The 25272-nt window shown below is 64.7% G+C and carries 19 protein-coding genes and 1 pseudogene; 12 read left to right on the top strand and 8 right to left on the bottom strand.

The window, feature by feature from the left end; translation table 11 throughout:
* Nucleotides 1–498: ATP-binding cassette domain-containing protein (locus A6723_RS25005; RefSeq protein WP_139093057.1), on the bottom strand; the 498-nt coding region annotated here is incomplete at its 3' end.
* A gap of 420 nt (nucleotides 499–918) precedes the next feature.
* Between A6723_RS25005 and A6723_RS25000 the strand changes: the two genes are divergently transcribed.
* The gene (locus tag A6723_RS25000; protein WP_175405586.1) at nucleotides 919–5082 is read left to right on the top strand and encodes a GGDEF and EAL domain-containing protein; all 4164 of its coding nucleotides are present in this window, start codon (nucleotides 919–921) and stop codon (nucleotides 5080–5082) included.
* A 293-nt stretch (nucleotides 5083–5375) separates the two neighbouring features.
* Nucleotides 5376–6629: a serine hydroxymethyltransferase gene (gene glyA / locus A6723_RS24995; protein ID WP_024763060.1), complete on the top strand. Its 1254-nt coding sequence runs from the start codon at nucleotides 5376–5378 to the stop codon at nucleotides 6627–6629.
* Nucleotides 6630–6917: 288 nt separating this feature from the next.
* Here the strand turns inward: glyA and A6723_RS24990 are convergent, their stop codons facing one another.
* A complete protein-coding gene (locus A6723_RS24990) occupies nucleotides 6918–7409 on the bottom strand; it encodes a hypothetical protein (RefSeq protein ID WP_054908405.1) in 492 nt (163 codons plus the stop codon).
* Between the two features lie 278 nt (nucleotides 7410–7687).
* Here A6723_RS24990 and A6723_RS24985 point away from each other — a divergent pair, with 278 nt between their 5' ends.
* The 3 genes from A6723_RS24985 to A6723_RS24975 all read left to right on the top strand — a co-directional run bounded on the left by A6723_RS24985 (nucleotide 7688) and on the right by A6723_RS24975 (nucleotide 10784).
* Complete coding sequence (locus tag A6723_RS24985) at nucleotides 7688–8983, top strand: NCS2 family permease (protein ID WP_054908404.1); 1296 nt, start codon at nucleotides 7688–7690, stop codon at nucleotides 8981–8983.
* 122 nt (nucleotides 8984–9105) lie between these two features.
* A complete protein-coding gene (gene trmA / locus A6723_RS24980; RefSeq protein WP_054908403.1) occupies nucleotides 9106–10191 on the top strand; it encodes a tRNA (uridine(54)-C5)-methyltransferase TrmA in 1086 nt (361 codons plus the stop codon).
* A 95-nt stretch (nucleotides 10192–10286) separates the two neighbouring features.
* Nucleotides 10287–10784: a DUF4136 domain-containing protein gene (locus tag A6723_RS24975; RefSeq protein WP_054908402.1), complete on the top strand. Its 498-nt coding sequence runs from the start codon at nucleotides 10287–10289 to the stop codon at nucleotides 10782–10784.
* 3 nt (nucleotides 10785–10787) lie between these two features.
* Here A6723_RS24975 and A6723_RS24970 read toward each other — a convergent pair whose 3' ends face one another.
* Together A6723_RS24970 and A6723_RS24965 are read right to left on the bottom strand one after the other, a co-directional pair.
* Nucleotides 10788–11090 (bottom strand): DUF1883 domain-containing protein, encoded by a 303-nt coding sequence (locus tag A6723_RS24970; protein ID WP_024763056.1) that lies wholly within the window; start codon nucleotides 11088–11090, stop codon nucleotides 10788–10790.
* A 98-nt stretch (nucleotides 11091–11188) separates the two neighbouring features.
* Nucleotides 11189–11647, bottom strand: a complete 459-nt coding sequence (locus A6723_RS24965; RefSeq protein WP_054908401.1) for a DUF4345 family protein — start codon at nucleotides 11645–11647, stop codon at nucleotides 11189–11191.
* 183 nt (nucleotides 11648–11830) lie between these two features.
* Here A6723_RS24965 and A6723_RS24960 point away from each other — a divergent pair.
* Nucleotides 11831–12282 (top strand): annotated as a pseudogene (locus A6723_RS24960) (DUF411 domain-containing protein).
* 169 nt (nucleotides 12283–12451) lie between these two features.
* Here the strand turns inward: A6723_RS24960 and alaC are convergent.
* The gene (alaC, locus tag A6723_RS24955) at nucleotides 12452–13669 is read right to left on the bottom strand and encodes an alanine transaminase (protein WP_054908399.1); all 1218 of its coding nucleotides are present in this window, start codon (nucleotides 13667–13669) and stop codon (nucleotides 12452–12454) included.
* 172 nt (nucleotides 13670–13841) lie between these two features.
* Between alaC and A6723_RS24950 the strand changes: the two genes are divergently transcribed.
* The 5 genes from A6723_RS24950 (at nucleotide 13842) to A6723_RS24930 (ending at nucleotide 20993) form a co-directional block, all read left to right on the top strand.
* On the top strand, nucleotides 13842–14702 hold the full coding sequence (locus A6723_RS24950; protein WP_054908398.1) for a PhzF family phenazine biosynthesis protein: 861 nt from the start codon (nucleotides 13842–13844) through the stop codon (nucleotides 14700–14702).
* A 174-nt stretch (nucleotides 14703–14876) separates the two neighbouring features.
* Nucleotides 14877–16403, top strand: a complete 1527-nt coding sequence (locus tag A6723_RS24945) for a tryptophan halogenase family protein (RefSeq protein ID WP_054908397.1) — start codon at nucleotides 14877–14879, stop codon at nucleotides 16401–16403.
* A 628-nt stretch (nucleotides 16404–17031) separates the two neighbouring features.
* Nucleotides 17032–18549 (top strand): tryptophan halogenase family protein, encoded by a 1518-nt coding sequence (locus A6723_RS24940; protein ID WP_064979881.1) that lies wholly within the window; start codon nucleotides 17032–17034, stop codon nucleotides 18547–18549.
* A 128-nt stretch (nucleotides 18550–18677) separates the two neighbouring features.
* A complete protein-coding gene (locus A6723_RS24935; RefSeq protein ID WP_054908395.1) occupies nucleotides 18678–19901 on the top strand; it encodes a cation:proton antiporter in 1224 nt (407 codons plus the stop codon).
* Between the two features lie 189 nt (nucleotides 19902–20090).
* Entirely contained in the window at nucleotides 20091–20993 is a 903-nt protein-coding gene (locus A6723_RS24930; protein WP_054908394.1) for a neutral zinc metallopeptidase, read from the top strand.
* A gap of 62 nt (nucleotides 20994–21055) precedes the next feature.
* On the opposite strand, the gene A6723_RS24925 is transcribed toward A6723_RS24930, so the two are convergent.
* Together A6723_RS24925 and A6723_RS24920 are read right to left on the bottom strand one after the other, a co-directional pair.
* Nucleotides 21056–21496: a response regulator gene (locus A6723_RS24925; RefSeq protein WP_054908393.1), complete on the bottom strand. Its 441-nt coding sequence runs from the start codon at nucleotides 21494–21496 to the stop codon at nucleotides 21056–21058.
* A gap of 170 nt (nucleotides 21497–21666) precedes the next feature.
* The gene (locus tag A6723_RS24920; protein ID WP_054908392.1) at nucleotides 21667–23562 is read right to left on the bottom strand and encodes a propionyl-CoA synthetase; all 1896 of its coding nucleotides are present in this window, start codon (nucleotides 23560–23562) and stop codon (nucleotides 21667–21669) included.
* Nucleotides 23563–23864: 302 nt separating this feature from the next.
* Between A6723_RS24920 and A6723_RS32215 the strand changes: the two genes are divergently transcribed.
* The gene (locus A6723_RS32215) at nucleotides 23865–24041 is read left to right on the top strand and encodes a hypothetical protein (RefSeq protein WP_089285816.1); all 177 of its coding nucleotides are present in this window, start codon (nucleotides 23865–23867) and stop codon (nucleotides 24039–24041) included.
* Here A6723_RS32215 and A6723_RS24915 read toward each other — a convergent pair whose 3' ends face one another.
* A complete protein-coding gene (locus A6723_RS24915; RefSeq protein WP_054908391.1) occupies nucleotides 24042–25217 on the bottom strand; it encodes a multidrug effflux MFS transporter in 1176 nt (391 codons plus the stop codon).
* Nucleotides 25218–25272: the final 55 nt, after the last annotated feature.

The following is a 25272-nucleotide window of genomic DNA, read 5'->3' as shown; positions in this document are numbered from 1 at the left end:
TGCATTAAGCAGMGGGTCGATCTTCGCGTCCCACGGCGGCAGGCGCAGCGCGTCGGCGGCGACTTCCAGCTGGCGCTCCAGGTTGTGGCCGTCGGATGCCTGGAGGATGGCTTCCAGCTTGGCCTGCTCGGCGGCCAGGGCGTCGAAGTCGGCGTCCGGCTCGGCATAGGCGGCGTAGACTTCATCCAGGCGGGCCTGGGCCTGCTTGATCTGGCCAACGGCTTCTTCGACGATGTCGCGTACGGTGGCCTGCGGGTCGAGCTTGGGCTCCTGCGGCAGGTAGCCGACATTGATGCCCGGCATCGGGCGGGCTTCGCCTTCGATCTCGGTGTCGACGCCGGCCATGATGCGCAGCAGGGTGGATTTACCCGCGCCGTTCAGGCCGAGAACGCCGATCTTGGCGCCGGGGAAGAACGACAGGGAGATGTCCTTGAGGATTTCACGCTTGGGCGGCACGACCTTGCCGACCCGGTGCATGGTGTAGACGTATTGAGCCATGGATACCTGACTTCTGGGATGAATTGATGATCGGGATGGCCGGAACGGACGACGGCAGGTTCCGGGACGCCGGCACTTGGGGCCGGAACGGCGGCACTGCGGGCCACCGAAGGGCGCGAACGGCCGATGGACGGCCCTTCGCGCGAGACTCTGCGGGGATGTACTTTATGCCCCGAACTTTGGCCGTACATCACGCGCGCGTGCGGCAAAGCTACCGGAATGAGTCGGGAAGGGCAAACGACGCTCGTCGGCCATGCTGGCACTTCGCCGCCTTTCCGGGCATCCTAGCCTGCGCCGAATTCAGCCGTATCGCCCCAGGTCCCTAAGTCCTTGTCTATTTTCCCCCGTCCCCCTACGGACGCCCTGGCCAGGCCTGGCCGCGTGGCGACCCGGACCGCCCTGGTGCTGCTGGTGCTGTTCATGCTCGGCCTGCTGGGCTGGCAGCTGCACCAGGAGTTCCGCAACCAGGAACGCTTCGAGCGCGAGCGGGTAGTGCTGCACGGCGAACAGATGGCCCAGCGAATCTCCCTGACCCTGGAGCTCAAGGCAGTGGCGGCTCAGGCCCTGCTGCAGCAGGAGCAGGGCCGCGACAACGGGGACATCCACCCGCCGCTGATCGCCGGCCTGACCCACATCTACCCCTCTTTCCACAGCCTGGTCCGGCTCGACGCCAACGGCGCGCCGCTGCGCGACTCCGCCAGCAACTTCAAGGACGCGGCGTTCATCGAGGCCCTGCGCCAGCGCAGCCGGCAGCAGAGCTATCACTACGCCTTCAGCGAGGAAAATGGTGGCCACTTCTATGTCTGGCTGAAGGCCACCGAACCTGGCGAAGGCGACAGCGTCATCCGCCTCGACGAGAAGATTGCCCGGCGCGGCTGGGCGGCGCAGATACGCCCCGAGTCGCCGGACTGGATCCTGGTCGACGACGTCCAGCAGAAGGTCCTCGGCCGCTCCAGCGGTTTCCGTCCCGGCCCACTGTCCGCTGCCTCGCCGCTGGAGCAGGCGCAGAGCCTGGACGGCCTGGAGATCCAGAACACCGACTGGCAGCTGCGCCCGCAATTCGACGACCGGCAGATCCGCGCCACCCTGCTGCCGCGCCTGGGCGGCGAGCTGGCCCTGCTACTGGTGCTGGCCGGCATCGCCGGCGCCGCCCTGCTACGCCTGCAACGGGAACAGCAGAACCTGCGGGCGCTGACCGTGGAATCGCAACAGAGCCTGCGCCAGGCCGCCCAAGCCCTGGGCGCCATCGACGAACGCGTCCTGGTGACCCGCGCCGACGGCCGCCTCGCCTACCTCAACCCACAGGCCGAGCAGCTGTTCGGCATCGCCGCCGACAAGGCCGGCGAGCATCACCTGCTGGAGCTGCTGCCTGGCCTGGGCGGCCTGCTGAATGGCGCCGATGCCTCGTCCGACAACGGCTCCGAACTGGTCCGCGTCAACGATACCGGCCAGGCACGCCTGTTCGCCGTCAGCCATCACTCGCTGGACGACAGCCCGCTGGCCGCGGAGCAGACCTGGGTCCTGCGCGGCAACCTGCCCCAGGGCGGGCAGGTCTGGGTGCTGCGCGACGTCACCGAGGAGCAGCAGGCGCTGCACATCCTCGAGGAGACTCGCCGGCGCTATCAGGACATCTTCGACGGCGTCGGCGTAGCGCTCTGCGTGCTTGACCTTTCGGCCCTGCGCCAGAGCCTGGTGGACCTCAACCTGCGCCGGCAGAGCGACCTGCGCGACTGGATCGCCTCGCAACCCGAACGCCTGCCCTGGCTGTTGCGCCAGGCGAAGATCACCGAGATCAACAACGTCGCCAAGCGCCTGATGCGCGTAAGCAACACCGAGCAGGCCTGGCAGGTACTGATCGGCAGTGCCGGCATGCGCCCGGACGGCGTGCGCAGCAAGGTGCTCGAAGCCGTGCTGCATGGCCAGGGCATGGTCGAACTGGAAGCCTGCATCAACACCCGGCAGGGCGAGCAGCGCCACCTGTGGCTGCAATTGCGCGTGCCGGAGATGATCCAGGACTTCCACGCGGTCACCCTGAGCCTGTCGGACATCACCAGCCGCAAGCAGGTCGAACTGTCGCTGATCGAGCGCGAGAAGTTCTGGTCCGACGCGGTGCGCGCGGTGCCCGATACCCTTTACATCCACGACATCGCCGCGCGCCGGGTGATCTTCACCAACCACAATCTCGGCTACCAGCTGGGCTACACCGGCGACGAACTTCGCGACATGGGCGAGCGCTTCTGGGAAAAGGTGCTGCACCCGGATGACGTCGAGTACTACTGGCGCGTGCGCAACCTGCAGCAGGTAGTAGGCGATGGCCTGCTGCTGGACAGCCAGCTGCGCTGGCGCCACCGCGACGGTTCCTGGCACTGGTTCGACATCCGCGAGCAGGCCCTGACTCGCGACGACGCCGGTCGCGTGGCCCGCCTGATCGGCGTGGCCAAGGACATCACCGACACCGTCGAGGCGCACAACTCCCTGCGCGAGAGCGGCCGCCGCTACCGTATGCTCGCCGAGAGCATCAGCGACGTGATCCTCTCCACCGACGCCCAGGTCCAGCTCAACTACATCAGCCCGTCGATCCAGCAGGTGTTCGGCTACAGCCCCGAATGGGTGCTGGCCAACGGCTTCCAGCAGGTCGCCGCCAACCCGGCGCAGCTGGAGCGCCTGGACGAACTACTGAACCGGGTGCAAGGTGCCATCGGCGAACCCAAGCGCCTGGCCGAGCTGCGCGAGAACGCCGAGCCGCAGCTGTTCAGCCTCGACTGCCTGCACGCCGACGGCCACAAGATTCCGGTGGAGCTGCGCATCGCCCTGATGTGGGACGACCACGGCCGCTTCGAAGGCCTGCTCGGCGTCGCCCGCGATGTCAGCCAGCAGCGCCGCGCCGAGCGCGAGATGCGCATGGCGGCGACGGTGTTCGAGCACTCCACGGCGGCGATCATGGTCACCGACCCGGCCGGCTATATCGTGCAGATCAACGACTCCTTCAGCCGCCTCACCGGCTACTCCGCCGAGGAAGTGCTGGATCAGCTGCCGCGCCTGCTCACCGCCGACCGCCAGGAAGCCAACCAGCTCAAGCATGTGCTGGAAAGCCTGCGCAAGAGCGGCAGCTGGGAAGGCGAAATCCTGCAGAAGCGCAAGAGCGGCGAGCTGTACCCGAGCTGGGTCGGCATCACCGCGGTGCATGACGAGGAAGGTGACCTGGTCAGCTTCGTCTGCTTCTTCAGCGACATCAGCGAACGCAAGGCCAGCGAGCGGCGCATCCACCGCCTGGCCTACTACGACGCCCTGACCCACCTGCCCAACCGCACGCTGTTCCAGGACCGCCTGCACACCGCCCTGCTGCAGGCCGAACGGCACCAGCAGTGGGTCGTGCTGATGTTCCTCGACCTCGACCGCTTCAAGCCGATCAACGACTCCCTCGGCCACGCCGCGGGCGACCGCATGCTCAAGGAAGTGGCCGAGCGCCTGAGCCATTGCGTCAGCGACGACGACACCGTGGCGCGCATGGGCGGCGACGAGTTCACCCTGCTGCTGCCCGGCCAGAAGGACCGCGAGAAGGCGCTCCGGCAGGCGATCCAGGTGGCCGAGCAGATTCTGTCCAGCCTCGCCCGCCCCTTCACCCTGGAAGGCCGCGAGTTCTTCGTCACCGCCAGCATCGGCGTGGCGCTCTCGCCGCAGGACGGCGCCGAGCTCAGCCAACTGATGAAGAACGCTGACACGGCGATGTACCACGCCAAGGAAATGGGCAAGAACAACTTCCAGTTCTACCAGGCCGAGATGAACGCCCGGGCGCTGGAGCGACTGGAACTGGAAAGCGACCTGCGCCGGGCCATCGAGCAGGAAGAGTTCGTCCTCCACTACCAGCCGCAGTTCACCGGCGACGGCCGTCGCCTGACCGGCGCCGAGGCGCTGCTGCGCTGGCAGCATCCCAAGCGCGGGCTCATCCCGCCGGCGGAGTTCATCCCGGTGCTGGAAGAACTCGGCCTGGTCGCCCAGGTGGGCGACTGGCTGCTGGAGCAGGCTTGCCTGCAGCTGCGCGCCTGGCACCGCGACAAGGTGCGGGTGCCGAAGATTTCCGTGAACCTCTCGGCCCGGCAGTTCGCCGACGGCCAGTTGGGCGAGCGCATCGCCGGCATCCTCGAGGACACCGGCATCGCCCCGGCATGCCTGGAGCTGGAACTGACCGAAAGCATCCTGATGAGCGACGTTTCCCAGGCGATGCAGATACTTCAGGGCCTGAAACGTCTGGGCCTGGCGATTGCGGTCGACGATTTCGGCACCGGTTACTCCTCGCTCAATTACCTTAAGCAGTTCCCCATCGACGTGCTGAAGATCGACCGCAGCTTCGTCGACGGCCTGCCCCACGGCGAACAGGACGCACAGATCGCCCGCGCCATCATCGCCATGGCCCACAGCCTGAACCTGATGGTGATCGCCGAGGGCGTGGAGAGCCACGAACAGTTGGACTTCCTGCGCGAGCATGGTTGCGACGAGGTGCAGGGTTTCCTCTTCGGCCGCCCGGTGCCGGCCGACCAGTTCGCCGCGCTGTTCGCCAGCAATGCGTTGTTCCTGTTGGGCTGACCGCACAACGGCGGAGCAGGCGAGCGCCCTTGCAGGATGGGTGGAGCGCAGCGATACCCATCCTGTCGCGATGCCGGATCGATGGGTATCGCTACGCTCCACGCCATCCTACGTCCTGTTCATCCTGCACCTTCGACACGCGGCTATCCACGCCACGCGGCCGCTCGTCTCTCCCGCGATCCAGGCCTTGAACCCCGCTTGTCAGCCACATGACCGCCTTTCATGTGCCAGCACCGGCGCCTTGGGTTAGAATGCGCGCCTTTCCCCAGCACCCGATCCTTAAGAGGACCGCCATGTTCAGCCGTGATTTGACCCTCGCCCGCTACGATGCCGAACTCTTTGCCGCGATGGAGCAGGAAGCCCAGCGCCAGGAAGAGCACATCGAGCTCATCGCCTCCGAGAACTACACCAGCCCGGCGGTGATGGAAGCCCAGGGTTCGGTGCTGACCAACAAGTACGCCGAAGGCTACCCGGGCAAGCGCTACTACGGTGGTTGCGAGTACGTCGACGTCGTCGAGCAGCTGGCCATCGACCGCGCCAAGGAGCTGTTCGGTGCCGACTACGCCAACGTCCAGCCGCACGCCGGTTCCCAGGCCAACGCTGCCGTCTACCTGGCCCTGCTGTCGGCTGGTGACACCATCCTGGGCATGAGCCTGGCCCACGGTGGTCACCTGACCCACGGCGCCAGCGTTTCCTCCTCCGGCAAGCTGTACAACGCCGTGCAGTACGGCATCACCGACGCCGGCCTGATCGACTACGACGAAGTCGAGCGCCTGGCCGTCGAGCACAAGCCGAAGATGATCGTCGCCGGCTTCTCCGCCTATTCCCAGGTGCTGGACTTCGCCCGCTTCCGCGCCATCGCCGACAAGGTTGGTGCCTACCTGTTCGTCGACATGGCCCACGTGGCCGGTCTGGTCGCCGCTGGCGTCTACCCGAACCCGGTACCGTTCGCCGACGTGGTCACCACCACCACCCACAAGACCCTGCGCGGCCCGCGCGGCGGCCTGATCCTCGCTCGCAAGAACGAAGAGATCGAGAAGAAGCTGAACTCCGCCGTCTTCCCGGGCGCCCAGGGTGGCCCGCTGGAGCACGTGATCGCCGCCAAGGCCGTGTGCTTCAAGGAAGCCCTGCAGCCCGAGTTCAAGGCTTACCAGCAGCAGGTCCTGAAGAACGCCCAGACCATGGCCAGCGTGTTCATCGAGCGCGGCTTCGACGTGGTTTCCGGCGGTACCCAGAACCACCTGTTCCTGCTGTCCCTGATCAAGCAGGACATCACCGGTAAGGATGCCGACGCCGCCCTGGGTCGCGCCTTCATCACCGTGAACAAGAACAGCGTGCCGAACGACCCGCGTTCCCCGTTCGTCACCTCCGGCCTGCGTATCGGCACCCCGGCCGTCACCACCCGCGGCTTCAAGGAAGCCGAGTGCCGCGAGCTGGCCGGCTGGATCTGCGACATCCTGACCAACATGGGCGACGAGTCCGTGGTGGACGGCGTGCGCGAGAAGGTCAAGGCCATCTGCGCCAAGTTCCCGGTCTACGGCGCCTAAGCCCAAACCGCGAACCGCGATAAAAAAGCCCGGCAGATGCCGGGCTTTTTCATGTCTGTCGCTCACAGGGCTCAGGCTGATCCTGTAGGAGCGAGCTTGCTCGCGAACAAGCTCCAGCCTGGCCCCCGTGTTGTGCGCTTCGCGAGCAAGGTCGCTCCTACGAAAAATCCACTGCGCGCCGGTACGTAGGGCGCATAGCGCGCCAGCGTTATCCGCCCCCACGCAGCCGGCGGATAACCTGTTCCAGGTTATTCGCCCTACTCAGGGATACGCCCCATAAAGGACGGGCTAGGGCTGCCCGCCCGATTTCTGCTCCGGCTGCACCGGCACATCCCGCAAGTCGTTGAGTCGCCGCACCAGCGTTTCCGCCTCCGCCTGGCTGGCAAACCCCTTGAGCATCACCTGGCCATCCGTCACCACCCGCGTCACCTTGGGTAGCAGCCGCAGTTGCCCGTCGATCACCACTGCCAGGGCCTTGCCCTGCTCTTCCTCGGTCAGCCTGGCCAGGCGCTGGCTGGCTTCGGGGGTGAAGCGCACCCGCACCGCCGGCTTGCCGTCGGCCACGCTGGCCAGTTCGGCCCGCTGCACGTCGCGCTGGGTAAGGACGGGATGGGTCTCCAGCAGCACCGCCTTGCCCTGCGGGTCAGCCAGGGTACGGGTAGTGGCCGTGGGCTTCTTGGCCAGGGCGTGGACATCGAAGGTGTGCTGCGGCGCCGACGGCGGTGCACCGGCGCAGGCGCCCAACAATGAGGCGAGGAGGATCGGAATAGAGCGTTTCATCGACTGCGAATCGGACAGAGCGGCCCGGTCGGGCCAGGGTTATGAAGGATCAGACCACCGTCAGCGCACAAGTTGCACTCCCTTGGTCGGCACCCGCGACTAAGCTTGCAGACGAACGGATGCTGGCGGTCCGGTCAGAAATTCTCCGGCTCAGGGCAAGCTGGTATCATGCGCGCCTTTTGCCGGCCACAAGAAAAGGCGCAGGGCCCACTTGGGCATGTACCTTGCTTTTCCCGGCCAGAACGATAACGGCGCGAGAGCGTCACGGGGAGCCAAACATGCTGGAAAAGCTGTTCCAACTCAAGGCGCACAACACCAATGTGCGCACCGAGATCCTGGCGGGTATCACTACCTTCCTGACCATGGCCTACATCCTTTTCGTCAACCCGAGCATCCTCGGCGAGACGGGCATGGACAAGGGCGCGATCTTCGTCGCCACCTGCCTCGCCGCCGCCATCGGCTCGGCGGTAATGGGCCTGATCGCCAACTACCCGATCGCCCTGGCTCCCGGCATGGGCCTGAACGCCTTCTTCACCTACACCGTGGTCCTGCACATGGGCCACACCTGGCAAGTGGCGCTCGGTGCGGTGTTCCTCTCCGCGTGCATGTTCTTCATCATTTCGATCTTCCGCATCCGCGAGTGGATCATCAACAGCATCCCGCTGGCCCTGCGCTCGGCCATCGCCGCGGGCATCGGCCTGTTCCTCGCGCTGATCGCGCTGAAGGAATCGGGCATCGTCGTCGCCAACCAGGCCACCCTGGTGGGCATGGGTGACCTGGCCAAGCCCGCACCGCTGCTGGCGATCCTCGGCTTCATCCTGATCGTCGCCCTGGAAGCCCGCCGCGTGACCGGCGCGGTGATGATCGGCATCCTGGTCGTCACCTTCATCTCCATCGCCATCGGCGTCTCCCAGTTCGGTGGCGTGGTATCGATGCCGCCGTCCCTGGCACCGACCTTCCTGCAACTGGACATCAAGGGCGCGCTGGATATCGGCCTGTTCAGCGTGATCTTCGCCTTCCTCTTCGTCGACCTGTTCGACAACTCCGGCACTCTGATCGGCGTAGCCAAGCGCGCCGGCCTGATGGGCAAGGACGGGCACATGCCGAAGATGGGCCGCGCACTGATCGCCGACAGCTCCGCCGCCATGGTCGGCTCGCTGCTGGGCACCTCCACCACCACCAGCTACATCGAATCGGCGGCGGGCGTTTCCGCCGGTGGCCGCACCGGCCTGACCGCCATCGTGGTCGCCGTGCTGTTCCTGCTGGCCCTGTTCTTCGCTCCGCTGGCGGGCAACGTGCCGGCCTTCGCCACCGCGCCCGCGCTGTTCTTCGTCGCCGTACTGATGGCCTCCGGCCTGGCCGAGATCGACTGGGACGACCTGACCGTCGCCGCCCCCGTGGTAGTGACCGCCCTGGCCATGCCGCTGACCTTCTCCATCGCCAACGGCATTGCCTTCGGCTTCATCACCTGGACCGCCTGCAAGCTGCTGTCCGGCCGCTTCCGCGAACTGAACCCGGCGCTGGTGATCCTGTCCGTGCTGTTCGTGATCAAGCTGGGCTGGTTCAACGCCTGATTTTACTTTCGCGGCATGGGTATCGCTGCGCTCCACCCATCCTACAAATGGCATCAACGTAGGATGATGTGCGGCGCAGCGATACCCATCAAATGCCGCCGACTACACGAGTTACCCGTCCCATGAGCAGTCCGCGTTTCGATCCCTCCCACTACGACAGCCAACTGGCCGACAAGGCCGCGCGCCTGCGCGAGCTGCTGGCGCCTTTCGCTGCACCTGAGCCGGAGGTGTTCGATTCGCCCCGCGAGCATTACCGCCTGCGCGCCGAGTTCCGCCTGTGGCGCGAAGGTGAGGCACGCCACTACGCGATGTTCGAGCAGGGTGACAAGCACACGCCGATCCTGATCGAAGCCTTCCCTATCGCCAGCGAGCGCATCAACGAGCTGATGCCGCGCCTGAAGGCCGCCTGGGCCGAGCCGACGCTGGGCCACAAGCTGTTCCAGGTGGAGTTCCTCACCACCCTGGCGGGCGATGCGCTGATCACCCTCTGCTACCACCGCCCGGTGGATGCCGCCTGGCAAGCCGCTGCCGAGAAACTGGCCGCGGAACTGGGCGTGAGCATCGTTGGCCGCTCCCGCGGCAAGCGCCTGGTGGTAGGCCGTGACTATGTGAGTGAAGAACTGACTGTTGCCGGCCGTACCTTCCGCTACCGCCAACCGGAGGGCGCCTTCACCCAGCCCAACGGCGAGGTCTGCCAGAAGATGCTCAACTGGGCTTACGAAGCCCTGGGCCAGCGCGAGGACGATCTGCTGGAGCTGTACTGTGGCAACGGCAACTTCACCCTGCCGCTGGCCACTCGCGTGCGCAAGGTGCTGGCCACCGAGATCAGCAAAACCTCGGTGAACGCCGCCCTGGCCAACCTGGCCGACAACGCCGTGGATAACGTCACCCTGGTGCGCCTCTCCGCCGAGGAACTGACCCAGGCGCTCAACGAGGTGCGCCCGTTCCGCCGCCTGGCCGATGTCGATCTGAAGTCCTACGCGTTCGGCAGCGTGTTCGTCGACCCGCCGCGTGCCGGCATGGACCCGGACACCTGCGAGCTGACCCGCCGCTTCGACAACATCCTCTATATCTCCTGCAACCCGGAGACCCTGGCACAGAACATCGCCCAGCTGCACGACACCCACCAGGTCAGCCGCTGCGCCCTGTTCGACCAGTTCCCCTACACGCACCACATGGAAGCCGGCGTGCTGCTGACCCGCCGCTGAGCCCCCGCGACCACGACGGGCCGCCCAACCTAGGGTTGGGCGGCGCCTCCGGGTTCTGCAGCTAGTCTTGCGGAACAACGACAAGAGGCACGCCCATGTCCCGCCTGATCCTTCCCCTGCTGTTCCTGCTGCTGAGTGCCTGCGCCGGCAGCGACCCCGCCAATATCAGCGTCTCCCCCGCCGCCAATGGCCGGCAAAGCACCTTCTTCATCCAGGCCGTGCGCGCGCAAGGCCACCGCGAGGATCTGGAGGATCGCTTCGATCTCGCCGTACGCCGCGCGCTGGAAGCCAAGGGCTATGAATTCAAGGAAAGCTCGGGAGAGCTACGGGTGATCTATGCCGTCGGCCTGGACAGCCAGACCGGTATCGTCCAGCGACCGGTGGCGACCGGCGCGGGCGTGATGACCCAGACCCAGTTCACCGATCAGGAACAGGCGCGCCTGGCGCTGAGGATTCTCGACGAGGCTACCGGGCAGGTGCTGTACCAGGCACAAGTGGCGCGCCAGCTGCACGACCCGAAGATCACCCAGCAGGCCGTGGACGAAGGCATCGCCCGCCTGCTGAAGGATTTCCCCGCACACACGGGGAACTGAGGATCAGCTGAAGTTCGACGGCGACTTGCGCACGAACTTGATGCTGTACTTGAAGTCGGCCTTGCGCGTGACGCTGATGGCACGGCGGGTGACGGTGTCGATGGTGATGTTCCAGTTGCCGGTGCTGGGCACCTTGATCTTGGCCGGGAACCGGTCGAAGGCGCCGCCGTGGTACGAATGGCGGCCACCGTTCTTGAAGCTGCGGAAGTTCGCATCAGTCATCAGGCGGATGTTACAGGTCATGGAACACTCGATGACGACCAGATCGCCTTCGTTGAGGTGTTCACGTTGATGGACGAACTTCATGCTGGCTCCGCTGCTACTACCGCAAAATCAATACGATAGCACGGAGCGGGGTCGGCCCGGCAGCGCCGCTGCTTGCTGGCGACGCCACTCATCCGAACTCACAACCCCTCGAAGTCGGCCTTGCGCTCCTCGGGCTCCTGTTCTTCGCGCACCACCACCTGACGATTGCGCGACTGCCGCTCCAGCCAATAGAGGGCGAAGATCGCCAACGCCGAGATCACGCTGCGGTAAACCACGCCGGCCAGCTGCGCGTCCCACTCCATGCCGCCTTCGGTCCAGGCGATGAGCAGGCGCGACAGGGTCAGGGTGAGCTGTACGAGGATTACCAGGATCAGCGCCGGGCGCACCAACAGGCGACGACGCAGGGCGAAGACGAGGAACAGCGCGAGAGCGAACTGGTGGCCGCCGTAGAACACGCGGGCGTCACTCACAGAAGACGGCTCCATCAGCAGCATGCCGCTGAGGTTGGCCATTTCGTAGGGGCGAATCCAGTAGAGCAGTCCCAGGCCACCCCAGACCAGAGCCTGGACCAGCAGGACGAGACGGGCGAAGAGCATCCGATTTCTCCTTGGCCATGCAGCCATTGCCGAGCGTCCATACCTGCGACCGGGAGTCGCGGACGCACCACCGATCAGCTAAAGACCCCGCGTGCCGCGGCAAGTTCGGCGGCCGCGTCATATGGGGAAACAAACGGCGGGTGGGGCCGCGGCACCCGCGGGAGTATGCTCGGTCGCGTTCGAATTTCGAGGTTCCAACCATGCGCACCCTGCTTCTGCTTACTGCCCTTGTCGCCGGCGCCGCCCAGGCCGCCGAGCCGCTGAGCATCGACGTGCACCGCGATGCCAATTGCGGCTGCTGCAAGGACTGGATCAAGCATCTGGAAAGCAACGGCTTCATCGTCAACGACCACGTCGAGGCGGACATGAGTGCAGTGAAGACCAAACTCGGCGTCCCGCACAGCATGGGCTCGTGCCATACCGGCGTGATCGACGGCAAATTCGTCGAGGGGCACGTGCCAGCGGCCGATGTGCTGAAGCTGCGTGAGCGGGCCGACCTGATCGGCGCCGCCGTACCGGGCATGCCGATGGGCTCGCCGGGCATGGAAATGGGCGAGCGGCACGACGCTTACCAGGTGGTCGGGCTGACCAGGAGTGGTCAGCGCGAAGTGATCGCCGACTACCCGGCACACTGACGCCAGGGCTATCCCTCACCCCTGAGCGCTGGCGGAGGTGGGATGGGGCTTCCGGCGCGCGGGGCACTCTCCAGGTTCCCGCGCGGCAATGCTCCGCGAGCAGGATGGGGTGGGGGACTCCAAACAAAAAGGGCGACCGTTGGGTCGCCCTTTTTCATTCACGCACGCGTCATTCGGCTTTGGCCGGCAAAAGCCCGTCGGCGCGGAACATCGCCTTGATACCCCGTACTGCCTGGCGCAGGCGATCACGGTTCTCGATCAGGGCGAAGCGCACATGGTCATCGCCGTAGTCACCGAAGCCGATGCCGGGCGATACGGAGACCTTGGCGTCCTTGAGCAGCTTCTTGGCGAACTCCAGCGAGCCCTGGTGCGCATAGGGCTCGGGGATCTTCGCCCAGATGTACATCGATGCCTTGGGGTTCTCCACCATCCAGCCAGCCTCGTGCAATCCCTTGACCAGCACATCGCGGCGCTTCTGGTACTGGTCGGCGATGTCGCGCACGCACTGCTGGTCGCCTTCCAGCGCGGCGATGGCCGCCACCTGGAGCGGCGTGAAGGTGCCGTAGTCGTGGTAGCTCTTGATCCGCGCCAGGGCCGAGACCAGCTCCGGGTTGCCGACCATGAAGCCGATGCGCCAGCCGGCCATGTTGTAGCTCTTGGACAGGGTGAAGAACTCCACCGCGATGTCCTTGGCGCCCGGCACCTGCATGATCGACGGCGCCTTCCAGCCATCGAAAGTGATATCCGCGTAGGCCAGGTCATGCACCACCAGCACGTCGTAGCGCTTGGCGAGGTCAACCACGCGCTCGAAGAAATCCAGCTCCACGCACTGCGCGGTGGGGTTGGAGGGGAAACCAAGGATCATCATCTTCGGCTTGGGAATCGATTCGCGGATCGCCCGCTCCAGCTCGTTGAAGAAGTCGATCCCCGGCACCAGCGGCACCGAGCGCACCTGCGCGCCAGCGATTACTGCACCATAGATGTGGATCGGGTAGCTGGGGTTGGGCACGAGAATGGTGTCGCCGTGGTCCAGGGTCGCGAGCATCAGGTGCGCCAGGCCTTCCTTGGAACCGATGGTGACGATGGCCTCGGATTCCGGGTCGATCTCGACCTCATAGCGGTCGCGGTACCAGTGCGAGATGGCACGGCGCAGGCGCGGAATGCCACGGGAAGTGGAATAGCCGTGAGTATCTTCGCGCTGGGCGACCTGGCAGAGTTTCTCGACGATGTGCGGCGGCGTGGCCCCGTCCGGGTTGCCCATGGACAGGTCGATGATGTCCTCGCCACGGCGGCGGGCGGCCATCTTCAGTTCGGCAGTGATATTGAAGACGTAGGGGGGCAGGCGATCGATGCGCGCAAAGCGACGAGCTGAACGGGGTTCAGTCATGGTGTCCTCTGATGAACGTAGGCGCCCGGAACCGTCCGAGCGACGCCGGCCACTGCGGTGGCCTGGAAAGCGCGGCGCTGTGACCTGCGCTTTCTTGTCGGCGAACATATAGCTCGCTAGGCTGGCTGTCGAGTTTTTCTTTGCGCCGCTCAAGGGCGGCATCTGGAGGCCCATGTCCGCGCAACAGTACTGGCAGCTCGACGTCTTCGCCGACCAACCGCTCACCGGCAACGGCCTGGCGGTGTTCCCCGACGCCCGCGGCATACCCGCCCAGACCCTGCTGGCGCTGACCCAGGAACTGCGTCAGTTCGAGTCGATATTCCTGTTCCCCTCGGCCACGCTGGACACCTATTCGGCGCGCATCTTCACCGTCGACGAGGAACTGCCGTTTGCTGGCCACCCGGTCCTGGGAGCCGCTGCCCTGCTTCACCACCTGCACCAGCGCGGTGAGGAAGAACACTGGACGCTGGAGCTGCCGGCGAAAGCCGTGAAGGTTGCCACCCGGCGCCGGGGCACAGGGTTCCACGCAGAGATGAACCAAGGCGCCGCTGATTTCGGCACTGTGCTGGATGACGAGGCGCGCCGCTGGTTCGCCGAAGCCTTCTCGCTGAACGCCGCGGACCTGGCCGACTACCCGGCGGCCGTGGTCAGTACCGGCCTGCCCTATCTGCTGCTGCCGGTTCGCAGCGGAGCTCTGGACCGCGCGCGCCAGCGCACGGACCTGTCTGCCGAGCTGGCCAAGCTCAACGCCGCCTTCGTCTTCCTACTGGATGTGGATAATCGCGAAGGCCGCACCTGGGACGGCGCCGGGATCATCGAGGACGTCGCCACCGGCAGTGCCGCCGGCCCGGTCGCCGCCTACCTGGTGGAGCTGGGCAAGGCCCGTCGCGGCGAGCTGTTCCACCTGTCCCAGGGCCGTTTCGTCGGCCGCCCCAGCCGGCTCGACGTGCAGGTCGGGCAGGACGACGAAGTCCGCGTCGGCGGTGATGTCCAGCTGCTCGCACGCGCCGAGCTGCTTCACCGATTCGCCTGACCACTGGATAGCTCGGCAGTACAGAGCGCAAACAGAAAACATAATCCCAGGAAGCGTCTGATCAATATTGAGGAATCGCCTTCCTCTGAAAGCGCAATCAGGTCCGGATAATCACGCTGACTATTTCGGAGCGCCCCGCGGCGCCCCTTACAGCAGATTTTCAGGATGCCCTTCATGTTGAATCTATCCAATTACCGCCGCGTCGCCGTTGTCGGCGGAGGGAGCGCCGGGTGGTTTGCCGCGCTCGAGCTCAGAAAACTCTTTCTCGATCAGGTCGAGGTTGTCCTTGTCGAGTCCGAGGCACTGGGCATCATTGGCGCAGGCGAGGGCAGCCTGCCCAATTTCAATCGCGCACTCGATCGCTATGAGATCGACCGTGCCGAGTTCATGCGCGAGACCCGTTCGACCTACAAGCTGGGACTGACGCTGGAAGGCTGGCGTACCGGGAAAAAGGACGACATCTTCTTCCACCCTTTCTCGTTCCACAGCGATGGCGTGGACTTGAATGCCTGGATCGAGCCAAACGGCAGTTATCCACTGGCCTCCATCCTCCTCAACCAGGACCTGCAGCTTCATCACTTCCCCGATGCGTGGCGCCTCTACCGTGATGGGGCCAGCCAGCAGCAGGCCGAAGCCTATCTGCAGGAGCAGCTGAAGTTCTATGCCGTACCACCGATGGCCTTCCATTTCGATGCGCGGAAACTGGCGGAATACCTGCGTGAGGTTGCCCTCAAGCGCGGGGTGAAGAGGGTTAACGCGCGGGTAGAGTCCGTGCGTTTGAACGAGCGTCGGCATGTAACCCACCTGATTCTGGAGAATGGGGAGCTCGAGGTCGACTTCGTCATCGATGCCTCCGGCCTGCACCGCTTGATCATCGACAAGGCCCTGCACTCGCCCTGGGAGTCCTACTCCGATCACCTGCTGCTGAACCAGGCATTGCCTTTCTTCATCCCCGCACAAGGCGCGCACCCATCGCTGGTCACCCGCGCAATCGCGATGAAGAATGGCTGGATGTGGTGCATCCCGACCCAGGACCGACTTGGCGTCGGCTACGTCTACAGCAACCAGCACACCGACAAGGAAGGCGCCCTGCACGAAGCCCAGGCGTACTGGGGGACGGAGATCGAGCCGGTCAACCACTTCGCCTTCTCAGCGGGCCACTTCAAGGAGGTATGGATCGGCAACGTCATGGCCGTCGGACTATCCTCCGGCTTTGTCGAGCCCCTGGAAGCCACGTCCATCGGCCAGACACTTGTCCAGCTTGCCCGGTTCAACCAAGTGGTCAGCGCCTGCGATGGCCTCATTCCGCAGCAGCTGATTGATCAATTCAACCGTGACATCACCCGCCACTGGGACGGCATTCGCGATTTCCTTTTCCTCCATTACGACACGCCACGCCAGGATACCGAGTTCTGGAAGGCGGCAAGCAGTGCGACGCCCCCTTCCACCTACGCAGAGCTCAAGCGGACGTTCGCTCTTCGTCCACCTCGCGACGTGGATCTCGAGCCCTATCGCGGCGGTACCTTCAGCCTTTTCGGACCCACCAGCTGGATGTCTGTGGCTGCGCCACTAGGCGTTCTGACCCGAAAGGCAACAGCTGCGGACCTGGTACCACTGTCGAAGGAGCAACGATGGAACATCGGTGAGTTCCTCGCCAAGGTAGAGCCGCGCATGACCGCGGAAGCTGCCATGTCTACCTAAGGACCAGCCCCGCGATACCGGCTCCTCCAGGACTTGCATGGAGCCGCCGAGCCACTCTGCTGTGCCGTCGCAGAGTGGCAGCGGGAATTGTCTTTGCACTTCTTGCGGCGCTCTTATCAGAAATCCACGCCCCACGCTGATTCACGCCGGAACTACCGAGCCGCGCGCGCAGAATCCCACGCCACTCAATATCGACAGGGAAATTGCCTCCGGAAGCGCACCGGAGCACGTCTTGATCCGGCTGACAGATCGGAGCCCATGCCACGGCCAATATGTATCTCTCCCAGGCAGCTCTTGAGGGTAACGCGGTACCTCGCCAAACGACTGGAGACGGCACGCAACCGCTTCGGAACGCCGAACCGGAGCGTCGCACTCCCCGCCGACGAACTTCCCTAAACCGGACTAGTTTTCCGTCCACTCGCAAGCAACTTCGGGCAGCACGACACGTACACATTGTCCCGAATTAATTCCTATAAATATCAAGAGCTTTTCATCACTTAAATTCCGGAAAGTCTTACACGCACTGTAAGCGCCCTGCTCTCTTCATTTTCGCGTCGAATACGGATGATTGCGGGATACCCGGAGTGCCGCACCGCACTCCATCCAGTAGCACTCCAGGAAGCCAATGATGTTGAATTTATCCAACTGCCGCCGAGTCGCCGTAGTGGGCGGAGGAAGCGCCGGGTGGTTCGCCGCACTCGAACTAAGGAAGCTCTTTCTCGACAAAGTGGAAGTCGTCCTGGTCGAGGCAGAATCGCTGGGCATCATTGGTGCCGGCGAAGGCAGCCTGCCTAATTTCAACCGCGCGCTGGAACATTACGGGCTCGACCGTACCGAATTCATGCGCGAAACCCACTCCACGCACAAGTTGGGACTGGCATTGGAAGGCTGGCGCAGCGGCGCTCCAGATGACATTTTCCTGCATCAGTTTTCCTACAGCCATGACGGTGTCGACCTGACGTCATGGGTCGAGCCCAACGGCAGCTACCCCCTGGCCTCGATACTGATCAACCAGGGCTACCAGCTACAGCACTACCCGGCCACCTGGAAGATGTGGCAAGAAGGAGCCAGTCAGGCCACCGCGGAGGCCTTTCTCCAGAGTCTCCCGGCCAAGACGCCCATGGCCTACCACTTCGACGCCCGCAAGCTGGCCTCCTATCTGCGAGATATCGCGATCAAGCGAGGGGTACAACACATCAACGCAACCGTCGAAAGTGTGCGCCTTGACGAACAAAGGCATGTCACCGCACTGGTATTGCCTGATCGCGAGATCGAAGTCGATTTCGTCATCGATGCCTCTGGTCTGCATCGACTGATCATCGGCAAGACGCTGAATGCGTCCTGGCAGTCCTATGCAGACCATTTGCTGTTGAACCGGGCCCTCCCCTTCTTTATCCCCTCACAGACGGAACACCCTCCGCTGGTCACCCGCGCTATCGCCATGAAACATGGCTGGATGTGGTGTATTCCAACCCTTGAGCGCCTGGGGGTGGGTTACGTGTACTGCGACCGGTACACCGACAAGGAGGCGGCAATAAAAGAAGTCCAGGACTACTGGGGGATGGACATCGAGCCGGCCAACGACTTCGCCTTTGAGCCCGGCCACTACGACCAGGTGTGGCTGGGCAATGTCATGGCCGTCGGCCTCTCCTCCGGATTCGTCGAGCCGCTGGAGGCAACCTCCATTGGACAGACACTGGACCAGCTCGCGCGCTTCGGCGAATTGATCGTCGCCTGCGACGGCATCATTCCGCAGCAACTGATCGACCAGTTCAATCATGAGATCGGACGCTACTGGGATGGCATTCGAGACTTCCTGTTCCTGCACTATGACACCCCGCGCAACGACACCGAGTTCTGGCGTGCGGCGAGCAATGCAGCGGCACCCAGCACATACAAAGAGCTCAAGCGAACCCTCGCCCATCGCCCGCCCCGGCTGATGGATATGGAGCAATACCAGGGTGGCCCGTTCCGTATGTTCGGCGTGCCCAACTGGATGTCGGTGGCAGCTCCGCTGGGCATTTTGTCCCGCGAAGCGACGGCCTTGGATCTGCGCTCCCTGTCGCAGGAAAAGCGACAGCGCCTGGGCAGCTTCCTCGCCAAGGTGGAAAGCCGCATGAAAGCAGAGAGCGGCGCCTCCAACTAAAAGCCGGACGGACGCCACTCTCGCCAGCCCCAGAACGTTGGACGTTGCCTGTCTCGCAGGGACGTCCAACGTACTGAGCGATCACCTGCCCGCTCACGCCACCCCAGCAATGCCTGAGATCGAGCGCAATGCCTCATTCGCCATTTCTTCTCCAACTGCTAGTCATACTGGCCGTTTCCCGCTTGTGCGGCCTGTTGTTAGGGATGCTGAAACAACCCACCGTGATCGGTGAAATGGCCGCCGGAATAGTGCTGGGGCCGATCGTGTTCGGTGCGCTGTTCCCGGCGCAGCACGCCGAGTTGTTCGAGCCCCATTCGCTTTCGGCGCTGTCCTCCTTGTCACAACTGGGGCTGGTGCTATTCATGTTTGTCGTGGGCGCCGAACTGCGCGCGCCTGATGGCGCGCGTGCCCAACTCAAGTCAGCAAGCCTGGTGGGTATCCTCAGCGTCCTGGTGCCAATGGTTCTCGGCTTTTTCGCGTCCGCCCTGCTCCATTCCTCCCTGGCCCCGGCCGGAGTAGGCTTCTGGCCCTTCGCGCTGTTCATGGCGGCAGCCATGTCGATTACCGCCTTCCCTGTCATGGCGCGCATCCTGAAAGAGCGCGGCATGACCCAGACACCCATGGGCCGCCTGTCGATGGCATCGGCGGCTATCGCTGACGTGCTTGCCTGGATCATGCTCGCCGTGGTCGTCGCACTGACCGGAATCGATGGCTCTACCGCCATCGTAAAGACGACACTCGGTCTGGTCGTTCTCGTGGCCGTCATCTTTATCCTGTTCAAGCCACTGTGCGCATGGCTGCTGCGGACCTACGTGAAGGACGGTTGCCCTGGATTGATGATGCTTTCGGTCCTGGCCGGCGGTGCGATAGGCTGCGCCGCTTTGACCCAGTGGCTGGGCGTCCACGCTGTGTTCGGCGCCTTCCTGTTCGGGGCCTGTCTGCCGCGGGATGATCGCCTGCTGAAAACGCTGGTCGAGCGCCTGGAGTTTCCTGCGCTGGTCCTGTTGATGCCCGTGTTCTTCGCGATTGCCGGACTCAGCACCACCACCGACGCATTCACCCCGACTCATATCGGAGCCTTGATACTGGTTATCCTGGTTGCAGTCGCCGGCAAGGTACTGGGTGGCGCTGCGGGAGCTCGCGCTGGCGGACTCGCCTGGCGGGACAGCTTTGCAGTTGGCTCGTTGATGAACGCCCGTGGCCTGATGGAACTGATCGTCATGAAAGTTGGGCTCGACGCAGGCCTGATCGGCCCCGAGATGTTCACCATGTTGTTGGTGATGGCGATTCTGACCACTGCCATGACCGCCCCGTTACTCAGCCTGTTCAGTGCCCCCTCCCGACTTCCCTGAACATGGAGCCGACTGGAGTGCCGCAGGGCAGATCGGGCTCAGGCGAATCGCGCAGACTTGGCAGCGACCACACGACTGAGCGATATCAGTGCATCCTGAGCTCAGTCCAACGCCTCGCCTGACGATCGGGCTGGCGGCAAACGCCTCCCAAGACAACACTCAACCCACTTATTCGATGGAGATGCCGCCATGCTCTGGCGCAAAGGACGACGCAGCGACAACGTAGTGGATGCCCGCGATGAAACCGGCGGAGGCATGGGCGGTGGCGGAGGCATGCGTATCGGTGGGCGTGGACTGAGCCTGGGCGGTGTGGCCATCGTCGTGGTGATCGGCCTGCTCTCCGGACAGGACCCGATGACCATCCTCGGCTCGCTGCTCGGTCAGATGGATGTTTCCCAGCAACAGGCACCGAGCCGTCCAGTGCAGGGCAAGCCGGCCACCGGCGCCGACCCGCAGGTGGAATTCGTCCAGTCGATCCTCGGTGATACCGAAGACACCTGGGGCGAGATCTTTGCCCGCAGCAACCAGCAGTACGAACAACCCAAGCTGATCCTGTTCAACGGCGGGGTGAACTCGGCCTGCGGCTTCGCCTCCTCGGCGGTCGGCCCCTTCTATTGCCCGGGCGACCATCGGGTTTACCTCGACCTTGGTTTCTTCCGCGAGATGGAGCAGAAGTTCGCTGCCGCTGGCGACTTCGCCCAGGCCTACGTGATCGCCCACGAAGTCGGGCACCACGTGCAGAACCTGTTGGGCATCTCCGCCAAGATCAATGCGGCGCGCCAACGCGGTGCGCGCATGGAAGGCGCCAATGGCCTCTCGGTGCGCCAGGAGCTGCAGGCCGACTGCTTTGCCGGTGTCTGGGCCAACCATGCCCAGCAGCGCCTGAACTGGCTGGAGCCAGGTGACGTGGAAGAGGCACTGAATGCCGCCAACGCCATCGGCGACGACCATCTGCAACGACAGGCGCGCGGCACGGTGATGCCCGACTCCTTCACCCACGGCTCCTCTGCGCAGCGCGTGCGCTGGTTCAAGCTCGGCTTCGAAAGCGGCTCGCCAGGCAAGTGCGATACCTTCAAGGCGCAGACGCTGTAAAGCACCGAACACTTCCGCTCACGGCCAGGTCGCTGGGTGGGAGCCACTGGCCTCATCGACACCTATGACTGGAAACTGCGGCAGAGCGCGCGCACGAACAGCATCGGATCCACGGGCTTAGGCAGGAAGTCCAGCACGTTAAGCGGTGTTTCCTGAGGTTCACCGCGAATATCCACCGGCGCGGACAGGACAATGATGGGCAGAAAGGTGCCGGTCCTGTTCAGTTCGCGGATGAACGCAAGCCCGGGACCATCGGGCTCCAGGCCCAGGCCGCTGACCAGCAGATCGAGGACCGCCTCGTCGCGGAGAATGCGGCGCAACGCCTCCGCCGCGCTGCTGGCCGTCACGCAGCGCATTCCCGCGCCCTCCACCAACCGGCGAAGCCGGGCCAGCGCGGCCCGGTCGTCGTCCACCACCAGGATCACCGGCCTGTGCGCTACCAGGGGGGTGATATCGCGCAGCGCTTCGAGTTCGTCATCATCGAGTGAATGGCGGTTGATCATGGGCGCAATACGACCAGTAGAGGCACGATGCCATGATCTTAGATGGCAACTCGCCTTTATTCCTGCCGGACCAAGGTTGGGGCGATGTATGGGTACGCCGGCCGGGCAAAAAAAGGGCCGCAACATGTGCGGCCCCGGAAATACGCCGGCAGCGCCGACGTCGTGGGATTTCAGCCGGCCTTGGCCATACCGGCCCGGCCCAGGCGCTCGGCGATCTCGCCGAGGATGGCAGGATCATCGATGGTCGAGGGCGGTGCATAGCTTTCACCGTCGGCGATCTTGCGCAGCACGGCGCGGAGGATCTTGCCCGAACGGGTTTTCGGCAGGCGCTTCACGACTACCGCACGCTGGAAGCAGGCCAGTGCGCCGAGGCGCTCGCGCACCAGCGCCACCAGCTCACGCTGCAGGTTGCCCTCGGTGACCTGTGCGCCGTCCTTGAGCACCACCAGCCCTAGCGGTACATGGCCCTTGAGGTCGTCCTGCACGGCAATCACCGCGCACTCGGCGACAGCATCGTGCAGCGCCAGCAACTCCTCCATCTCGCCGGTGGACAGGCGGTGACCGGAGACGTTAATCACGTCGTCGGTGCGTCCCATGATGTAGACGAAGCCTTCCTCGTCCACGTAGCCACCGTCGCCGGTGTGGTAGTAGCCGGGATAGGTCTTCAGGTAGGCCTGCAGGTAGCGCGGATGATCGTTCCAAAGCGTCTGTGCACAACCGGGGGGCAACGGCAGGGCGATGACGATGGAGCCCTGTTCGTTCGGTCCCAGCAGTCGGCCTTCGTCGTCCACGACCTTCACGTCGTAGCCGGGCACCGCACGGTTGGTGGAGCCGGCGCGCAGGTCGTGATCGCCATGGCCAGTGCAGGGCGCAGTCACCGGCCAGCCGGTCTCGGTCTGCCACCAGTGGTCGTGCACCGGTTTGCCGGTCAACTCCTCGAGCCAGTGCTGGGTGGTGCTGTCGAGCTTCTCGCCGGCCAGGAACAGGTGCCGCAGCGAGCTCAGGTCATGGCGTTTGAGCAGCCCGCCCTGCGGGTCTTCCTTGCGGATCGCACGGATCGCCGTGGGCGCGCAGAACAGGCTGTTGACCTTGTGCTCCTCGATCACCCGCCAGTAGCTGCCGGCATCCGGCGTGCGTACCGGTTTGCCCTCGTAGAACACCGTGGTGCAGCCGTTCATCAAGGGGCCGTAGACGATCAGCGAGTGGCCGACCACCCAGCCGACGTCGGAAACGCCCCACCAGACATCCCCCGGCTGCAGGCCGAAGATGGTCGGCAGCGCATAGCTCAGCGCCACGGCGTGGCCGCCGTTGTCACGCACGATGCCCTTGGGTTTTCCCGTGGTGCCGGAGGTGTACATGATATACAGCGGGTCGCCGCTGGCCACTTCCACCGGGTCAGCCAGCTGCGCATGGACCAGGGTCTCGCGCCAGTCCAGGTCTCGGCCGGCGTGCAGCTCGGCCATCGCCTGCGGACGCTGCAGCACCAGCACGTGCGCTGGTTGATGGGTGGCCAGCTCCAGGGCCTTGTCCACCAGCGGCTTGTATTCGATGACCCGCTCGAACTCCAGCCCGCAGGAGGCGGTGAGCACCAGCTTGGGCTTAGCGTCATCGATACGCAGCGCCAGTTCGTGCGGTGCGAAACCACCGAATACCACCGAATGCACAGCGCCCAGCCGGGCGCAAGCCAGCATCGCCATGGCCGCCTGGGGCACCATCGGCATGTAGATGATCACCCCGTCGCCTTTCTCCACGCCGAGCGCGCGCAAGGCGCCGGCCAGGCGTGCGACCTCGTCGCGCAGCTCCAGGTAGCTGAAGCGCTGCTGGGTCTGGGTCACAGGGGAGTCGTAGATCAGCGCGGCCTGGTGGCCGCGGCCCAGTTCGATCTGCCGATCGAGGGCAAGGTAGCAGGTGTTCAGGCGGCCATCGGCGAACCAGCGGTGGCTGCCGTCGGGCAGGGCTTGCAGGGTGTCCTGCGGCGCGCGGTACCAGGCCACGCGGCCGGCCTGCTCGGCCCAGAAGGCGGAGGGGTCCGCGATGGAACGGTCATGGGACTGCCGGTAACTCATCGTCACTGCCTCTTATTGTTGTTATCGAGGTCGAACAACGAGTATGGACGGGGATCGCGGCCCCACCATCAACCTTTGGTCGTAGTTACGCCGTCGCCCTGATAGCAGATCCGGCGCCATTGCTTTTCAGGATTTTTCAGCAAAGTGGCACGTCGGCGGCCGAGGCTGTCTACCACGGGGCTGAAGGAAGAATCGGGCACTGCGCCACCGCATGTCGGCGACCACAGGTCGCACCTGCTACCGCCATATGACAGGACTACACTGAGGGTCCCTTTTCACCTGACTGCACAGGGGTGAGCACCATGAACATCCTCGTCCGTCCGTCCAGCCTCCGCAAAGACCAGCCGTGGGAAGTCTGCCTCGACCAGCAGGCGGTACGCTTCCGCAGCGAGCTCGAGGCGCGAAGTTTCGTCGCTACCCTCGAGGCGCGCCTGAAGGCGCCGCACCAGTTGCCCGAGTTGGTGCAACGCGCCAGTTGATCAGGCGGCGCGCTCGCTGATCTGCCCGCTCAGCCAGCCCAGCACCGCAGCCACCAGGCTGCAGGTGGTGATGACGACCGCCATGGGCAGCGCAGTGCCGTCGTGCAGCGCACCGACCAGCGCCGAGGCGCCGGCCGCTACGGTGAACTGCAGGCTGCCCATCAGCGCCGAGGCGCTGCCCGCGTGGCGGCCCTGGCTGGCCATCGCGCAGGCCGAGGAGTTGGGCATCAGGAAGCCCAGGCTGGCAATGGCGCCGAAGAGCGGAATCAGCAGCGGCCACAGGTGCTCGGGCCGGAACAGGGTGATCACCAGCAGCGCGGCCCCGCAACCGAAGTACACCCACACCGCCCGGCGCAGCCAGAATCCCGGCCCGCGATAGCGCAACAGCCGTGCGTTGACCTGTGCCATCAGGATGAAGCCGGCGGCATTACTGCCGAAGATCCAGCCATAGTGCTCGGCCGGCACGCCGTAGAGTTGGATGAAGATGAAAGGCGACCCGGCGATGTAGGAGAACATCCCGGCGATGGCCACCCCGCCGGTGAGTGCATAGGTAATGAAGGAACGGTCGCGGAACAGGGCCCGGTACTGCCCCAGCGCGCCCCGCAACGGAGCGCGCGGCCCGGCCGGAATCGTCTCCGGCAGCCACAGCGCGATGGCGCCGCCAGCGAGGGCGCTGAACAGCGTGAGCGTCAGGAAGATCGATTGCCAGCCGGACAGGCTGAGCAGCAATCCACCTCCCAATGGCGCCAGTATCGGTGCCAGCCCCATCACCAGCATCAATTGCGAGAAGGCCTTGGCGGCGGCGACCGGGTCGCACAGGTCACGCACCACCGCCCGCGAGATCACCATCCCCGCGCAGCCGCCCAGTGCCTGGACGAAGCGCGCGCCGATCAGCCATTCCAGACTCGGCGCGACGGCGCAGGCAACGGACGCCAGGGTAAAGATGCTCACCCCCAGCAACAGCGGGATGCGCCGACCAACGCGGTCGGCCAGCGGGCCGTAGAGCAATTGGCCGATGGCGAGGCCGGCGAAGTAGGCGGACAGGCTCAACTGCACATGCTCGACGTCGGTACCGAAAGCCTGCGCCAGCGTGGGGAAACTGGGCAGGTAGAAGTCGATGGCCATGGGCCCGAAGGCGCTCAGGGCGCCGAGGATCAGCAGGATGCGGAGGTTCATGGATCACCTGATCACACCGGGTCGCCGGATGGCGCTGAACAGCGCGGGCAGTTCG

It is taken from the genome of Pseudomonas sp. AU11447, assembly GCF_001672555.2.
Classification (GTDB): Bacteria; Pseudomonadota; Gammaproteobacteria; order Pseudomonadales; family Pseudomonadaceae; genus Pseudomonas; species Pseudomonas nitroreducens.
Note: the sequence above shows the minus strand (reverse complement) of the source record. Positions and strands in the feature narration are given on the sequence as shown.

Bases quoted from the DNA above. Each gene is read 5' to 3' on its own strand.
- A6723_RS25000 (WP_175405586.1), top strand. From the start codon at position 919: ATGCTCGGCCTGCTGGGCTGGCAGCTGCACCAGGAGTTCCGCAACCAG.
- glyA (WP_024763060.1), top strand. From the start codon at position 5,376: ATGTTCAGCCGTGATTTGACCCTCGCCCGCTACGATGCCGAACTCTTT.
- A6723_RS24990 (WP_054908405.1), bottom strand. From the start codon at position 7,409: ATGAAACGCTCTATTCCGATCCTCCTCGCCTCATTGTTGGGCGCCTGC.
- A6723_RS24985 (WP_054908404.1), top strand. From the start codon at position 7,688: ATGCTGGAAAAGCTGTTCCAACTCAAGGCGCACAACACCAATGTGCGC.
- trmA (WP_054908403.1), top strand. From the start codon at position 9,106: ATGAGCAGTCCGCGTTTCGATCCCTCCCACTACGACAGCCAACTGGCC.
- A6723_RS24975 (WP_054908402.1), top strand. From the start codon at position 10,287: ATGTCCCGCCTGATCCTTCCCCTGCTGTTCCTGCTGCTGAGTGCCTGC.
- A6723_RS24970 (WP_024763056.1), bottom strand. From the start codon at position 11,090: ATGAAGTTCGTCCATCAACGTGAACACCTCAACGAAGGCGATCTGGTC.
- A6723_RS24965 (WP_054908401.1), bottom strand. From the start codon at position 11,647: ATGCTCTTCGCCCGTCTCGTCCTGCTGGTCCAGGCTCTGGTCTGGGGT.
- alaC (WP_054908399.1), bottom strand. From the start codon at position 13,669: ATGACTGAACCCCGTTCAGCTCGTCGCTTTGCGCGCATCGATCGCCTG.
- A6723_RS24950 (WP_054908398.1), top strand. From the start codon at position 13,842: ATGTCCGCGCAACAGTACTGGCAGCTCGACGTCTTCGCCGACCAACCG.
- A6723_RS24945 (WP_054908397.1), top strand. From the start codon at position 14,877: ATGTTGAATCTATCCAATTACCGCCGCGTCGCCGTTGTCGGCGGAGGG.
- A6723_RS24940 (WP_064979881.1), top strand. From the start codon at position 17,032: ATGTTGAATTTATCCAACTGCCGCCGAGTCGCCGTAGTGGGCGGAGGA.
- A6723_RS24935 (WP_054908395.1), top strand. From the start codon at position 18,678: ATGCCTCATTCGCCATTTCTTCTCCAACTGCTAGTCATACTGGCCGTT.
- A6723_RS24930 (WP_054908394.1), top strand. From the start codon at position 20,091: ATGCTCTGGCGCAAAGGACGACGCAGCGACAACGTAGTGGATGCCCGC.
- A6723_RS24925 (WP_054908393.1), bottom strand. From the start codon at position 21,496: ATGATCAACCGCCATTCACTCGATGATGACGAACTCGAAGCGCTGCGC.
- A6723_RS24920 (WP_054908392.1), bottom strand. From the start codon at position 23,562: ATGAGTTACCGGCAGTCCCATGACCGTTCCATCGCGGACCCCTCCGCC.
- A6723_RS32215 (WP_089285816.1), top strand. From the start codon at position 23,865: ATGAACATCCTCGTCCGTCCGTCCAGCCTCCGCAAAGACCAGCCGTGG.
- A6723_RS24915 (WP_054908391.1), bottom strand. From the start codon at position 25,217: ATGAACCTCCGCATCCTGCTGATCCTCGGCGCCCTGAGCGCCTTCGGG.